The organism is Streptomyces sp. NPDC054794 (assembly GCF_053611585.1).
Window position 1 is genome coordinate 32,668 of record NZ_JBSHAQ010000021.1, and the last position, 14,365, is coordinate 47,032.

Sequence of the window (14,365 nt, forward strand, 5' to 3'; positions counted from 1 at the left end):
GTCAGTCGTGCGGGACCACGGCCACCGGGCAGGCCGCGTGGTGCAGCATCCCGTGCGCGACCGAGCCGATCCGGGCGCCGACCGCCGTGCGGTGCGCGCGGCGGCCCACGACCATCAGCTGGGCCCGCCCGGCCACCGACAGCAGCACCTGGCTCGCGCTGCCCATCTCCACCTGCTCGGCGACGGGCACGTCGGGGAAGCGCTCCCGCCACGGCCTCAGCGCCTCGGCGAGGGCCGTCTTCTCGAACGGCTCCAGGCCGCCGGCGTCGTCGAGGAGCTTCAGCGAGGCGGGGCTGTAGGCGAAGGCGGGCGGCAGGGTCCAGGCCCGTACGGCCCGGACCGTGGCGCGGCGGGCCGCCGCCGTCTCGAACGCGAAGCGCAGCGCGGCGGCGCTGTCCTCGGGGCCGCCCTGCTGGCCCACGACCACCTCGCGCCCGCCGGCCTCCGCGGACGGCCGGTCCCCGGCCCGCACCAGCACCACCGGCCGGGTGGCTTCGGCGATCACATGCTGTCCGACCGAGCCCAGCAGGAATCCGACGACGGCCCCGTGCCCCCGCGAACCGAGCACCAGCATCTCCGCGTCGGCCGCCGCGCCGGCCAGTGTCTGCGCGGCATGTCCCTCGACGACGTCGAGGGCCGCCACCAGCTCCGGGTGGCGCTCGGTGACCGTCCGCACGGCCTCCGTCAGCCCGTCCGAGACCCACTGGTGCTGCGTGTCGCGGTCCGCGGCGGGGGCCGTCTCGTACGCGTGGAAGCGCCAGGCGTGCAGCACACGCAGCGGCAGCCCTCTGCGGACGGCCTCCCGCCCCGCCCACGCCAGTGCCGCGAGGCTCTCCTCCGTACCGTCGACCCCCACCGTGATCGGGCGTGCCATGTGCGGCCCTCCTCGTCGTCGCCTGTCCGCGGGCCCAGTCTTCACCACGCCGGGGTGCCCGGTGGCGCGGGGGCCGAGGAAGATCGTCGCCGCGCGGGCGCCGGGAACGGTGCCCGCCCGTGCACCGTCCGCCGGGATCTTGCCTCTGCGCGCACCGTCCCCGGCTCACCGGAGCGAACCCGGGCGATCGAACATACGATGGGCGGGAACCGGTGCGGTGACGACGGCGACACCGTCCCGTGAATCGACCGCTCGGGGTGGGAGACGTATGGCACAGGCCGCCGACGCAGCGCGGACCGTCATCTTGACCGTGGACGACGACCCGGGAGTCTCCCGCGCCGTCGCCCGCGACCTCAGGCGGCGCTACGGCGAGTCGTACCGGATCGTGCGCGCGGAGTCCGGCGAGTCCGCGCTGGAGGCGCTGCGCGAGCTGAAGCTGCGCGGCGACCTCGTGGCCGTGGTCCTGGCCGACTACCGCATGCCGCAGATGAACGGCATCGAATTCCTGGAACAGGCCCTGGACGTGTACCCCGGTGCGCGGCGGGTGCTGCTGACCGCGTACGCGGACACGAACGCGGCCATCGACGCGATCAACGTCATCGATCTCGACCACTATCTGCTCAAGCCGTGGGACCCGCCGGAGGAGAAGCTCTATCCGGTGGTGGACGACCTGCTGGAGGCGTGGCGGTGCAGCGACTACCGGCCGGTGCCCAGCACCAAGGTGGTCGGGCACCGCTGGTCGGCGCGCTCCTCGGACGTGCGTGAGTTCCTCGCCCGCAACCAGGTGCCCTACCGCTGGTACTCGGTCGAGGAGCCGGAGGGGCAGCGGCTGCTGTCCGCCGCCGAGCAGGACGGCCAGCGGCTGCCGCTGGTGATCACCCCGGACGGCACGACCCTGATCGAGCCGGAGGCGCCCGAACTGGCCGCGCGGGTGGGCCTGGCGACGACGCCCACCGCCGAGTTCTACGACCTCGTCGTCATCGGCGGCGGCCCGGCCGGGCTCGGCGCGGCGGTGTACGGCGCCTCGGAGGGTCTGCGGACGGTCCTGGTGGAACGCTCGGCGACCGGCGGGCAGGCCGGGCAGAGCTCCCGGATCGAGAACTACCTGGGCTTCCCCGACGGTGTCTCGGGCGCACAGCTCGCCGAGCGGGCCCGCCGGCAGGCGACCCGGTTCGGCGCCGAGATCCTCACCACGCGCGAGGTCGTCGGCCTGGAGGTGAACGGCGCGGCACGGGTCGTACGGTTCGCGGACGGGTCGGCGGTGGCGGCGCACAGCGTGATCCTGGCGACCGGTGTGCAGTACCGGCAGCTGGAGGCCGACGGCTGCCACGACCTGACCGGGTGCGGGGTGTTCTACGGCTCCGCGCTGACCGAGGCGAACGCCTGCCGGGGACACGACGTGTACATCGTGGGCGGCGCCAACTCGGCGGGCCAGGCGGCGATGTACCTGTCCCGCACCGCCAAGTCCGTGACGCTGCTGGTGCGCGGGGCGGACCTGTCGGTGTCGATGTCGTACTACCTGATCCAGCAGATCAACGAGGCGCCCAACATCTCGGTGCGGCCCCACACGGTCGTCGACGCGGCGCACGGCGGCGAACACCTGGAGCAGCTGACGCTGCGCCACGCGGTGTCCGGCGAGAGCGAACGCGTCGACGCGCAGTGGATGTTCGTGTTCATCGGCGCGGCCCCGCTCACCGACTGGCTGGGCGAGACGGTGCTGCGCGACGAGCGCGGGTTCATCCTCGCCGGGCCCGACCTCACCGCGGACGGGCGGCCACCGGCGAGCTGGGAGCTGGACCGGCCGCCGTACCACCTGGAGACCAGCGTGCCCGGCGTGTTCGTGGCGGGCGACGCGCGCGCCGAGTCCGCCAAGCGTGTCGCGTCCGCCGTCGGAGAGGGAGCCATGGCCGTGATGCTCGTCCACCGTTACCTGGAGCAGTCATGAGCGGGCGGTTGATGCCGTGCAGCCCGCAGGAGATCGGCTCGCTGTTCCTGTTCGAGAAGCTGAGCCCGGAGCAGAAGGGCCGCCTGTGCGGGGCGGGTCGGGTCGAGCTGTTCGAGCCCGGGCCGGTGTACACCGAGGGTGATCCGGCCACCTGCTTCTTCGTGATGGTCGAGGGCACGGTGGTGCTCTCGCGCCGGGTCGGCGGCGACGACGTGGAGGTCAGCCGGACCTCCCAGCCCGGGGTGTACGCGGGAGCCATGCAGGCCTATCTCGGTGACCGGGTGCTGCAGGTCTACAACAACTCCATGCGGGTCACCGTGCCGACCCGCTTCTTCGTGCTGCCCGCGGACACGTTCGCGGACATCATGCAGGAGTGGTTCCCCATGGCGGTCCACCTGCTGGAGGGGCTCTTCTTCGGCGTCAAGAGCACCCAGGCCGCGATCGGGCAGCGGGAACGGCTGCTGGCGCTCGGCTCGTTGTCGGCCGGTCTCACCCATGAGCTCAACAACCCCGCCGCGGCGGCCGTGCGGGCCACCTCGACGCTGCGCGAGCGGGTCGCCAAGATGCGGCGCAAGCTGGCCGTCATCGCCGAAGGGCCGTTCTCGCGCGAGGTGTTGGCGCAGCTCATGGAGATCCAGGAGCGCACGGCCGAGCGGGTCGCCAAGGCACCCGCGCTCAGTCCGCTGGAGGCCTCGGACCGTGAGGACGCCCTCACCGACTGGTTCGAGGACCACGGCATGGACCACGGCTGGCAGCTCGCGCCGACCTTCGTGCAGGCCGGTCTCGACATCGACTGGCTGGAACAGGTCGCGGCGGCGGTGGACGAGGAGATCCTGCCGGGGGCCGTCGGCTGGCTCAACTACACCGTCGAGACCGAGCTGTTGATGAACGAGATCGAGGACTCCACCACCCGCATCTCGCACCTGGTCGACGCGGCCAAGCAGTACTCGCAGCTGGACCGGGCGCCCTACCGGGTGGTGGACGTGCACGAACTCCTCGACAGCACGCTGCTGATGCTGTCCGGCAAGATCGGGCAACGCATCCACGTCGTCAAGGACTACGACCGCACGCTCCCGGCCGTCCCGGCCTACCCGGCGGAGCTCAACCAGGTGTGGACGAACCTCATCGACAACGCGGTCGCGGCCATGCGGAGCACCGACGGGGACGGCACGTTGACGGTACGGACCGCCCTGGACCACGAGCGGGTCCTGGTCGAGTTCCGCGACACCGGGCCGGGTGTCGCGCCGGAGATCCGGGACCGCATCTTCGACCCCTTCTTCACGACCAAACCGGTGGGCCAGGGCACCGGGCTGGGCCTGGACATCTCCTGGCGGATCGTCGTCAACAAGCACCACGGCAGCCTGAAGGTCGAGTCGGTGCCCGGCGACACCCGCTTCCAGGTCCTGCTCCCCCTGGCCGCGGAAGCATCCGAGGAGGCAGTATGAGCGGCGAGGCCGGCATCGACCCCAGCGTTCCGCCGAGTGGTACCGGCTGTCCGGAGTGTGACGCGGCCGGCGGCTGGTGGTTCCATCTGCGGCGCTGCGCGCAGTGCGGGCACATCGGCTGCTGCGACGACTCCCCCGCCAAGCACGCCAGCGCGCATTACCGGGAGACGGGCCACCCGTTCATCCGCAGCTTCGAACCGGGTGAGCAGTGGTTCTGGAACTACGAGACCAACGAGTTGTTCGACTCCGGGCCGGAACTGGCCGCCCCGCACTGCCACCCGGCGGACCAGCCCACCCCGGGACCGGCGGGACGGGTGCCGGTGAACTGGGCGGAGACGCTGCGCTGAACGCCGCCCGGCCGCCGATCACGTTGTCGGTGGCTCGTGCCAGGATGGGGGCGTGTCGCAGACCGCCTTCATCACGCCACCGCTGATCGGCCGGGACGGGGAGCTCTCCCGGCTGGCCGACGTGCTGGAGCGTGCCCAACACGGCGAGGCGCGGGCCGTACTCGTCGCCGGGGACGCGGGGGTCGGCAAGACCCGGGTGCTGGACGAGGCCGTCGAACGGGCGGTCGCGTCCGGCACGACCGTGGTCACCGGGCACTGCGTCGACCTCGGTGACGTCGGCCTGCCGTATCTGCCGTTCACCGAGATCCTCGGGGCGCTCGCCGCCGACGAGCGGTTCGCCGCCGCGCTCGCCGCGCATCCGGTGGTGGATCGGCTGCTGGGCGCCGGGACGGACACCGCCCGGGACGCCGACGGCCGACTGCGGCTCTTCGAGGGCGTGGCCGGGCTGCTGGCCGACCTCGCGGACCTGGCACCGCTGCTCGTCGTCCTGGAGGACATCCACTGGGCCGACCAGTCCTCCCGGGACCTGCTCAGATTCCTGCTCAGCCGCGGCGGCCCCGCCCGGCGCCTGGCCGTGTTCGCCTCGTACCGCGCGGACGACCTGCACCGCCGCCACCCCCTGCGGCCCCTGCTGGCCGAACTGGTCCGGCTGCCCGCCGTCGAGCGCCTGGAACTGCGGCCCCTGCCCGACCAGGACGTGACCCGGCTGGTCCGGGCCCTGCGGGACCGCCCGCTGCCGGAGACCACCGTCCGCCGGATCGTTCAGCGCGCCGAGGGCAACGCCTTCTACGCGGAGGAGCTGGTCGCGGCCACCGACATGAGCGCCGCCGGGATGCCCAGCGGGCTGGCCGACGTGCTCCTCATCCGGGTCGAGCAACTGTCCGACACGGCCCAGCAGGTGCTGCGCACCGCCGCCGTCGCCGGGCGGCGGGTCGGGCACGAACTGCTGCGGGAGGCGGTCGGACTGCCCGAGGACGAGCTGGAGTCGGCGCTGCGCGAGGCGGTCGGACGGCAGTTGCTCGTCCCCGGGGACGGCGACACGTACTCCTTCCGGCACGCCCTCGCGCGCGAGGCGGTGTACGCCGATCTGCTGCCCGGGGAGCGGTCCCGGCTGCACGGCGCGTTCGCCCGGCTGCTCGCCGCCCGCGGCCCGAGCGCGGAGAGCGCGGCCGAGCGGGCGCACCACTACCGTGAGAGCCACGACCTGCCCGAGGCGCTCGCCGCCTCCCTGGAGGCCGCCGACCACGCCCAGCGGGTGGGTGCGCCCGCCGAGGAGCTGCGGCACCTGGAGACCGCGCTCGACCTGTGGTCGTCGGTGGCGGTGGCCGCCCGGCCGGCCGGCGAGGGGCTCGACCGGGTGACGCTGACGCTGCGCGCCTCGGCGGCCGCCGCGCACGCCGGGGACCCGCACCGGGCGGTGTCCCTGACGCGTGCCGCGCTCGCCGGGGCCGGCCACGACGCGGACTCCGAACTCGCCGCGCGCATCCGCTACACGCTGGCGGGAAACCTGCTGACCGTCGACAGTCTGACGGCGGCGTACGCGTACAGCAGCGAGGCCCTGGCGATGATCCCGCAGCAGCCGCCGTCACGGACGTGGCTGTGGGCGGCGGCCACGCATGTCCTGGCGGCGCGTCACGTCGGCGAGACCGGGACGGCGCTGCGCCTGGCCCGTCAGGCCCTGGGTGTGGCACGGGAGTTGCGGGTCACCGACGCCGAGGCCGATCTGCTGGTCTCCCTGACCGGGCTCGAAGGCGCGGGCCGCGGCTCCCGGGAGGGCCGCGAACGCCTGCGGCAGGCCCGGGAGCTGGCCCGTGGCGCGGGGAACGCGCCGGTGGAGATGCGCGCGCTGTTCAACCTCGCCGTGGGCTGCTTCGAGTCCGGCGATCTCCAGGACTGTCTGCCGTGGCTGGACGAGGGACTGGAGCGGGCCCGCCGCGCCGGGCTGCTGTCCTCGCCGTATCCGCGGGAGATGCGCTATCTCCAGCTACTGGCGCTGTACACGCTGGGCCGGTGGGACGAGTGCGTGCGCACGGCGGACGCGGACGCCGAGACGGCGGGCGGGTACGCGCTCGGACCGGCTCTGTACGTGGCGCTGGCGCGCGGCGACCTGCGGGCCGTCGAGCGGGCCCGCGCGCTGCTGGAGGGGCCCTTCGACTGGATGGGCACGCTCGTCGCCGGGATCGTGCTCACCGACGCGGCCGCCCTGCGCGGGGACCCGGAGGCGGCGGTGGAGCGGATGCGCGCGACGGTCAAGGCCCTCAGCGACGACTCGGGGCGGCGTCCCGACGTGACGGTCCGGCTGGCCGCGCTGTGTCTGGCCGCCGTCGCCGTCCGGGCCGCCGAACTGCGCCGGGCCGGCGACGAGGCGGGCCTTCGCCGCTGGACGGACACGGCGACGGAACTGGTGGAGCGGGCGCGCGGGACGGCCGAGCGGGGTGAGGACGGCGGCGCGCAGGGTCCGGAGGGCCGGGCCTGGCTGGCCCGTGCCGAGGCGGAGTGGGCGTGGGCCGTCGCGGGGCCGGACGTGGCGCTCTGGGAGAAGGCGGTCGCCGCGTTCGAGGACGGCGACGTGTACGAGCGGGCGCGCTGCCGGGTGCGGTTGGCCGAGGCCCTGCTGGCGGCCGACCGGCGGGCCGAGGCGGCCGTCCGGGCGCGCGAGGCCCGGGAGACGGCCGCCCGGCTGGGCGCGGCGCCGCTCCTGGAGCGGGTCGACGCCCTGATACGTCGCGGCCGCCTCGCGGACACCCCGTCCGGCGGCGAGCGCACCTCTCCGCTCACCGCCCGTGAGCAGGACGTGCTGCGGCTCCTCGCCCGCGGCCGCAGCAACCGCCAGATCGGCGAGGAGCTGTTCATCACCGGCAAGACGGCGAGTGTGCACGTCTCCAACATCCTCGCCAAGCTGGGCGCCGCGAGCCGCACGGAGGCGGTCGCGGTCGCCTATCGCGAGGGTCTGATCACACCGGAGCCGACGGCCTAGGACAGGGCCTGGGACCGGCAGTCGAGGCGGTCGAGGTCGACGGTGTCCGCCATGGCCCGCATGCCCTTGTCGTTGGGATGCAGATGGTCACCTCCGTCGAGGAAGGGCAGGATCCGCTCGGGGTCGTACGGGCTGCGCAGGGCGTGGTCGAAGTCGGCGACCGCGTCGAACTCCCCGCTCGTCCTGATGAATTGGTTCACCTCCTGGCGTACGGCCTCGGCGGCCGGATCCCATTCGGACCAGCCCTTGAAGGGGCCGACGGTCGCGCCGACGACGCACCTGCCGGCGGCGTGGGCCCGGTCCACGATCTCCCGGTACCCGGCGATCATGTCCTGCGCGGTGACACCGGTGTGCGCCTTGATGTCGTTGACGCCCTCGAAGAGGAAGACGGTACGGACGCCGGGCTGGGACAGGACGTCCCGGTCCAGCCGGTGCAGGGCGCTCTGTCCGGCGCCGTCCGCCAGGACCTTGTTGCCCGAGATCCCCTCGTTGGCCACGCCCTCGACCGTGGTCTGGGCCGTCCGGAACCGCCGGGACAGGTAGTCGGGCCAGCGGCGGTTCAGGTCGGTGGTGGACTGCCAGCCGTCGGTGATGGAGTCGCCGAGCGCGACGACGGCTCCGGTGGCCGTGCTCGGGGGCCGTACCGAGACGGCGTCGAGGTAGAACCAGGAGCCGGTCGTGGCCGTCCAATTGCCCCCGCCCTCCTCTCCCGTGTGGTCGCCCTGGGTGACGTACGAGGTCTGCATCGCCATGCCGTGGCCGGTCGCCGGGCCCGCCGCGTCGGGACTGTGGACACTGACGGCGAGGTCGGTCCCGGCGGGCACCTTGCCGGGCAGCGGGTCGCTCCAGACCGTGGCGCCCGCCGGCACGGTGACCGTACGGGCACCGCCGAAGGTCAGCCGCCGGTTGCTCCCCTTCTGGAGCTCGGCGCCCTGGCGCCGGACGCCGGCGTGGACGTTGTCGAAGGTCAGGGGCCGGTCCCCGAAGGCGTTGGAGAGGCGGACGCGCAGCTCGCTGCCGGCCGCGCTGGTGTGCACGACCAGCCGGTAGCCGCGGTCGGCCACGCCCTCGCCCAGCCGGTCGGCGCTCGCCGCCCAGGTGACGACGTCGTGCCGGGCGTCGGCCGCCCGCGCGGGGGCGGACTGGCAGGCGACCGCGGCCAGCAGGACGACCGCGCGGCGGACGGCGCGCGCGAGGCGGGCGGTCACCGGGCGAGGTCCTTCAACGTGACGGACTCCCCGGGTTCGAGGGTGACCGTCCTGGACCTGCTGCCGTAGGCCACCTCGGTGATGCGCCCGCCGACGCTGCGCAGCCGGGCCTCGGTCGGCCTGCCGTCGCGCCAGGCCAGGTCGAGGACGAAGCCGCCGCGCACCGGCGCCCCGGTGAGGGAGCCGACCGCCGACCAGGCGTCGGGCAGGGCGGGCAACAGCTCCACGTGGCCGGGCCGGGAGTACACCAGCATCTCGACCATCGCGGCCGGGGTGCCGAAGTTGGCGTCGATCTGGAAGATGCCCCGGCCCCGCTCGACCTGGTAGATGTCGAACAGGTTGGGCGCCGTGCCGTTGCTGCCGCCGCTGGACGGGCGCAGGTTGTTGACGACCAACTGGTAGGCCTTGTCGGGATTCTTCAGCCGGGCCCAGCACAGACTGCGCCAGGCGTTGGCCCACCCGAAGCTCTCCATGCCGCGGGCGGTCAGCAGCGCCGCGGCTCCGGCCACGATGTCGGCGGGGGTGGAGCCGTCGGGGCGGATGCGGTCGCCGGGGAAGAGGCCGACGAGCGGGGACAGGTGCCGGTGGGTGGTCTCGCCGAGGTTGTCCGGCGACATCCACTCCTCCAGCCAGCCCGTTGTGGGGCTGACCACGGGCAGGTACAGGCGGTCGCGGAGCCCGGCGACGGTGTCGGCGTAGCCGCGGTCCCGGCCCAGTTCGGCGGCGGCGCCGGCGTAGTTGCCGAACAGCGCCCGGACCAGCTCCTGGGCGTAGGTGATGCCCTTCGCGTCGAGCGGGCCCTGCTCGGGCGACCAGTCGCTGTCGGCGATCAGGACCTCGCGCGAGGTACCCGGCAGGGTGGTGGTGAGCAGCCGCGCCTCCCAGAACTCGCAGGCGCCCTTGAGGAGGGGGTAGATCCGCTCCAGGTGGCCGCGGGAGCGGGTGAACTCGTAGTGCTCGAACAGGGTGTTGCACAGCCAGGCGTTGCCCGCCGGATGCCACCACCAGCCCCCGCCGCCGTGCGGGTTGGTGGAGATGGCGACCGTCCAGCCGGCGTTCTTGCCACTGGAGTTGCGGTAGCGGTTGCGGGAGTCGTTGAAGAGTCTTCGGGTGAGGTCGGTCCAGGAGGGGAGCTGGGCCACGCAGTAGTCGGTGAGCGCGTCGAAGCAGGAGGACAGGCCCGCCCGGTCGGCCATCCAGTAGTTCATCTGGAGGTTGATGTCGGTGTGGTAGTCGCCCATCCAGTCCGGGTCGTTGCCGTCGAGCCACAGTCCCTGGAGGCCCATCGGCAGGCTGCCCCGGGAGCCGGAGATCATCAGGTGGCGGCCGAACTGGAGGTAGGCGGCTTCGAGTTCGGGGTCCGGTACGCCGTCCCGGGCGCGGGCGCGGAGCCGCTCCCAGGTGTCCAGGGCCCGCTGCTGGGCCGTCGAGGTGCCGAGCGAGATGTCGAACGGGTCGTACAGCGCCCGGTGGTCGGCGACGTGCGTGCGCAGCAGGGTGTCCGCGGAGTTGCGGGCGGCGGCGCGGACCTTGGCGCGGGCCAGGGCCTCGGGGTCGAGGGAGGGGTCCCGGTAGTGGGTGGCGGCGTCGGGCGCGTAGTTGGTTCCGCCGCTCAGCACCACCGTCAGGTCCTTGCAGCCGGTGAAGGTGATGCGGGTGCCGTCGACGCGAACGCTGCCTCCGCTGCCGTACGCGGTGATCGCGGCGCCGTAGCGCAGCCCGCCCGGGAAGGCGCCGGCGAACGACTCGGCTCCGGAGGGCTCTTCGCCGTGCGTGCCGTCCAGGGTGACGGTGCCGGTGTAGCGGCCGCCGCCGTTCTGGGTGAGGTGCAGGACCAGCACGTCGTCGGGGCGGCTCACGAACAGCTGTCTGCGGTAGGTGACTCCGGAGCGGACGTACGACGTCGTCACCACGCCCTGGGCGAGGTCGAGGGTGCGGCGGTAGCCGGTGACGGCGGACAGGTCGTGGTCGGGGAGGTCGACGGTGAGCCGGGCGAGGAGGGTGAGGGACCCGAAGTCCTCGCGGCCGTAGGGGAACTGGCCGTCGGCGTCGAGGGTGTCGTTGAGGCCGCCGGTCCACATCGTGGCGTCGGTGACGAGGAGGAGTTCGCGGCCGGGGTCGTTGCTCGCGAGGGCACCGAGGCGGCCGTTGCCGACGGGCAGGCCCTGTTCGATCATCGAGTGGTCGTCGGCGGGGGCCCGCCACCAGAGCAGGTGACGCGGGTCGGTGGCGGCGGGCGCGTCGGCGGGTCGCCGCGGTGCGGCGGAGGCGGTGAAGGCGGGCAGTCCGGCGAGGGCGCCGGTCGCGGCGGCGAGGGTGAGGAAGCCGCGTCTGCTGGGGTGGATGTCCATGGCGGGCTCCGGGTGCTCTAGCGCGGCGAGGCGGGGACGGAGATCCGGTCGATGTCCGGGGCGTACCCCGGGCCCGAGCTGTCGAAGGTGATCGAGTTGGTGCCGGCCCTGAGCGTCACGGGCACGCTCACCGTCGCTACGGTTCCCCAGTCGCCGGTGGAGGGGAACGTGTGGCGGACGGCGCCGCCGGAGTTCGCCCAGATGTCCGCGGAGCGGGCGTCACCGCTGACGTACGCGACCTGGACCAGGTAGGTGCCGGCCTTGGCGACGACGACGTCGTTGATGCGGAGTGTGCCGCCGAGGTAGAGGTTGCCGACCTTCTTCTCGCCGGAGCAGGCGGAGCAGCCGGCGACCGAGGCGTGGCCGCCGAGGGTGTTGGCGGCGGACTCGGCCTCGTAGGCGGTGCTGGTGAGGGTGCCGCCGTGCGGGGTGACGGTGAACAGGCGGGAGCCGTGCGCGGGGAGGGCCTCGGTGATGCCGCCGCGCCGGGTGCCGAGGTTCTCGTGGTTCCACAGGTCCCGGACGGCGGCCTTGCCGGTGAAGCCGAGGGCGGACCAGTCGGCGGTGACGGCGGCGGGGGCGTCGGCGAGGTTGAACAGGGCGACCGTGTAGGTGCCGTCGGGGTTCTTGGCGGCCCACACCTGTTGCGGGTCGGAGGGGGTGACCGGTCGGGCGGGCGGCGTGTCGCCCTGGTCGACGGCGATGACCTCGCGGTTGGTCAGCAGGGCGAGGCCGTAGTCGTCGAGCCGGGTGAGGTCGTCGCCGGTGTAGAGCGGGGACTTGGCGATGGCCCAGAGGGTGGCGTAGGTCTGCCGCTCGGCCTTGGTGAGGCCGTCCATGGCGCCGTTGCCGACGTCGAGGGAATCGAGGTCGTTCCAGCCGCCGGGGCCGGCGTGCCGGGTCCAGCCGGGGGTGTCGTCGAAGCGGTCGTCGACGGAGTTCTCCCAGCTGGCGAGGGTGTTGCAGTAGCACTCGACGTCGGTGTCGACGCGCCAGCCGTGGGAGTACTTCTTCCAGTCGCCGGCGTGCCCGATGTCGAGGGACCAGGACAGTTCCAGGTGCAGGGGTCGGCCGGTGGCGGCGATGGCCTGCTGCCAGGCGGCCACGTCGGCAACGTTGTCGTAGTTGTCTCCGCTCTTGAAGGAGCCGGGGCCGACGCCGTCGAGCTTGAGGAAGTCGTAGCCCCAGCCGGCTATCAACTGGGCCTGGGAATCTATGTACTTCTGCGTGCAGGGCTTGGCGAAGTCGAGTTTGTAGGCGCTGTCCCAGCCGTTGGTGGTGCGCAGGTCGGAGTACACGATGTCGGCGGTGGTGCAGCCGTCGGCGTTCCACACCGGCGTCTTCCCCTCGCCGTAGGCCTCCTTCTCCAGGCCGACGGGAAGGTAGATGCCGGCCTTGAGGCCCTTGGCGTGGATGTGGTCGGCGACCGCCTTCATGCCGCTGGGGAAGCGGACCGGGTCGGCCTGCTGCCGCCCGTATCCGTCGAACTCCGGCTTCCACGCCCGGTCGCGCCACCAGCCGGAGTCGATGTTGACGTACTCGTAGCCGAAGCCCTTGAGCTTGGCGGCGAGGGCGTCGGTCTGCTTGAGGACGTTCGCCTCGGCGAGGTAGCTGAAGTCGCCGTCCGGGTTGAGTCCCGGGTACTTCGAGGACTGCATGCTCCAACTCGACCAGCCCATGTACGGCTTGGCCGCGAGGGCCGGGGCCGTTGGAGCCGCCGGTGCGGCCTGCGCGGTGCCGGCCGTGCCGGTGGCGTCGGCGGTGTCTGTCGTGGCCGCGGTGCCTGTGGCCGGATCGGCGTGTGCGGCCGGGATCGCGGTGGCGAGGCCCGCGGTGAGGGCCAGGACGACCGCGGCTCTCAGTCCGCGTGCGGGCAGGACGGCGTACGAGGGTGACCGCATGGGCCGTACCTCCAGGGGGTTCCAGGGTCGGGCGGGTCGGGCGGCTCAGCCCTTGCCCGATCCCTCGGCGGGAGTTGACGTGATGAAGGACTGGATCGCGGCGGCCGCGGCCCCGCGTGCCCACTCCTCGAAGGGAAGCGGGCGGGTCTGTACGTCGCAGCGCGCGGCGGAGCCGAAGGCGGCCGCGGCGAAGGCGTCCCGGATCTGTTCGGCGAACAGGTCGTAGGCGGCGAGGCCCTCCCCGGAGATGATCACGCGTTCGGGTCCGAACAGGTTGGCCACGGTGGCGATGCCGCGGCCGATGGCCTCCCCCGCCCGCGCGTACACCTCCCGGGCCCCGGGAAGTCCCTGGTGGGCGAGGGCTACGGCCGCGGCGGAATCGGCGACTGGACGGCCCGTCACCTCGCGCATCCGCGCGACGATCGCGGCGTCCCCGGCGATCGCCTCCACACAGCCGCGGTTGCCGCAGTGGCAGGGCGGGCCGGCCGGGTCGACGGCCACATGGCCGATCTCGCCCGCCACGCCGTGCGCGCCCGCGACCACTCGGCCGTGCACCACGAGACCGCAGCCGATGCCCGCGCCGACGGTGACGACGGCGAAGTCGGACAGCCCGACTCCGGCGCCGAACCACTGCTCCGCGATCGTCAGGGCACGGACATCGTTGTCGACGGTGACCGGCAACCCGGTGGTCATGGCGATGAGTTCGGCAAGGGGGACGTCCCGCCACTCCAGGAAGGGCGAGTAGCGCACGACGCCTTCGGCGCGGTCGACGTCACCGGAGACGGCGACGCCGAGGCCGAGGACCGGCACGCCGATGTCGTCCGCCCCGGCCCGCAGGTCGTGCACGAGGTCGGCGACCGAGGCCAGCACCGCCCGGGGCGCGCGGTCGGTCAGCGGGACGCGCCGGGCGAGGCGGATGCGGCAGCACAGGTCGGTCAGCACGCCGATGATCTCGTCGCCGGTCACCTTCACGCCGACGAACAGGGCGCGTGAGCCGTCCACCCGCACCGGGTTCGCGGGGCGCCCGAGCGCGGCACGGGGTTCGTCGTCGGCGTCCTCCACCAGATAGCCGGCCTCGATGAGGGGGCGAACCGCCTTGGTCACGGCGGCCGGTGACAGTCCGGCGCGGCGGGCGGCCGCCAGCCGGGTGAGGGGGCCGTGGGACAGAAGGGTGGTGAAGACCTGCGAGGCGGCCGGTGTGTGCGCGGGGAACGTCTCGGTGCGGGAGGTCGAGCGCATGGCCGGGAACCTAGGGCCATTGTTTTCCGCTGTCAATAAAAGAAACAGCGGTTGCTGGAGCGGCAGTTGTTCCCGGGG

General features: G+C 73.3%; 9 protein-coding genes. 4 read left to right on the forward strand and 5 right to left on the reverse strand.

Annotated elements, in window-relative coordinates; all coding sequences use genetic code 11:
• Position 1: 1 nt before the first annotated feature.
• On the reverse strand, positions 2–874 hold the full coding sequence (locus tag ACWGKT_RS22755; RefSeq protein WP_453275117.1) for a universal stress protein: 873 nt from the start codon (positions 872–874) through the stop codon (positions 2–4).
• Between the two features lie 268 nt (positions 875–1,142).
• Here ACWGKT_RS22755 and ACWGKT_RS22760 point away from each other — a divergent pair, with 268 nt between their 5' ends.
• Genes ACWGKT_RS22760 through ACWGKT_RS22775 form a run of 4 tightly spaced genes read left to right on the forward strand, consistent with a single transcriptional unit; the run spans position 1,143 to position 7,588 of the window.
• Positions 1,143–2,819 carry an FAD-dependent oxidoreductase gene (locus ACWGKT_RS22760; RefSeq protein ID WP_453275118.1) on the forward strand — a complete coding sequence of 559 codons (1,677 nt, stop codon included), beginning with the start codon at positions 1,143–1,145 and terminating at the stop codon, positions 2,817–2,819.
• Positions 2,816–4,264 carry an ATP-binding protein gene (locus tag ACWGKT_RS22765; RefSeq protein ID WP_453275119.1) on the forward strand — a complete coding sequence of 483 codons (1,449 nt, stop codon included), beginning with the start codon at positions 2,816–2,818 and terminating at the stop codon, positions 4,262–4,264. The genes ACWGKT_RS22760 and ACWGKT_RS22765 overlap by 4 nt, the downstream gene beginning before the upstream one ends.
• On the forward strand, positions 4,261–4,611 hold the full coding sequence (locus ACWGKT_RS22770; RefSeq protein ID WP_453275120.1) for a UBP-type zinc finger domain-containing protein: 351 nt from the start codon (positions 4,261–4,263) through the stop codon (positions 4,609–4,611). Before ACWGKT_RS22765 ends, ACWGKT_RS22770 begins: the two co-directional genes overlap by 4 nt.
• A 52-nt stretch (positions 4,612–4,663) precedes the next feature.
• A complete protein-coding gene (locus tag ACWGKT_RS22775) occupies positions 4,664–7,588 on the forward strand; it encodes a helix-turn-helix transcriptional regulator (RefSeq protein WP_453275121.1) in 2,925 nt (974 codons plus the stop codon).
• Here the strand turns inward: ACWGKT_RS22775 and ACWGKT_RS22780 are convergent.
• Genes ACWGKT_RS22780 through ACWGKT_RS22795 form a run of 4 tightly spaced genes read right to left on the reverse strand, consistent with a single transcriptional unit; the run spans position 7,585 to position 14,287 of the window.
• On the reverse strand, positions 7,585–8,796 hold the full coding sequence (locus ACWGKT_RS22780; protein ID WP_453275122.1) for an SGNH/GDSL hydrolase family protein: 1,212 nt from the start codon (positions 8,794–8,796) through the stop codon (positions 7,585–7,587). The genes ACWGKT_RS22775 and ACWGKT_RS22780 overlap by 4 nt on opposite strands.
• Entirely contained in the window at positions 8,793–11,147 is a 2,355-nt protein-coding gene (locus ACWGKT_RS22785) for a glycosyl hydrolase family 95 catalytic domain-containing protein (protein ID WP_453275123.1), read from the reverse strand. The genes ACWGKT_RS22780 and ACWGKT_RS22785 overlap by 4 nt, the downstream gene beginning before the upstream one ends.
• Positions 11,148–11,164: 17 nt before the next feature.
• Positions 11,165–13,048 carry an alpha-galactosidase D gene (locus ACWGKT_RS22790; RefSeq protein ID WP_453275124.1) on the reverse strand — a complete coding sequence of 628 codons (1,884 nt, stop codon included), beginning with the start codon at positions 13,046–13,048 and terminating at the stop codon, positions 11,165–11,167.
• A 45-nt stretch (positions 13,049–13,093) separates the two neighbouring features.
• Positions 13,094–14,287 (reverse strand): ROK family protein, encoded by a 1,194-nt coding sequence (locus tag ACWGKT_RS22795; RefSeq protein WP_453275125.1) that lies wholly within the window; start codon positions 14,285–14,287, stop codon positions 13,094–13,096.
• Positions 14,288–14,365 lie beyond the last annotated feature (78 nt).

What these genes read in the sequence shown, in the direction of transcription:
- ACWGKT_RS22755 (WP_453275117.1), bottom strand. Translation starts at nt 874, where the DNA reads ATGGCACGCCCGATCACGGTGGGGGTCGACGGTACGGAGGAGAGCCTC.
- ACWGKT_RS22760 (WP_453275118.1), top strand. Translation starts at nt 1,143, where the DNA reads ATGGCACAGGCCGCCGACGCAGCGCGGACCGTCATCTTGACCGTGGAC.
- ACWGKT_RS22765 (WP_453275119.1), top strand. Translation starts at nt 2,816, where the DNA reads ATGAGCGGGCGGTTGATGCCGTGCAGCCCGCAGGAGATCGGCTCGCTG.
- ACWGKT_RS22770 (WP_453275120.1), top strand. Translation starts at nt 4,261, where the DNA reads ATGAGCGGCGAGGCCGGCATCGACCCCAGCGTTCCGCCGAGTGGTACC.
- ACWGKT_RS22785 (WP_453275123.1), bottom strand. Translation starts at nt 11,147, where the DNA reads ATGGACATCCACCCCAGCAGACGCGGCTTCCTCACCCTCGCCGCCGCG.
- ACWGKT_RS22790 (WP_453275124.1), bottom strand. Translation starts at nt 13,048, where the DNA reads ATGCGGTCACCCTCGTACGCCGTCCTGCCCGCACGCGGACTGAGAGCC.
- ACWGKT_RS22795 (WP_453275125.1), bottom strand. Translation starts at nt 14,287, where the DNA reads ATGCGCTCGACCTCCCGCACCGAGACGTTCCCCGCGCACACACCGGCC.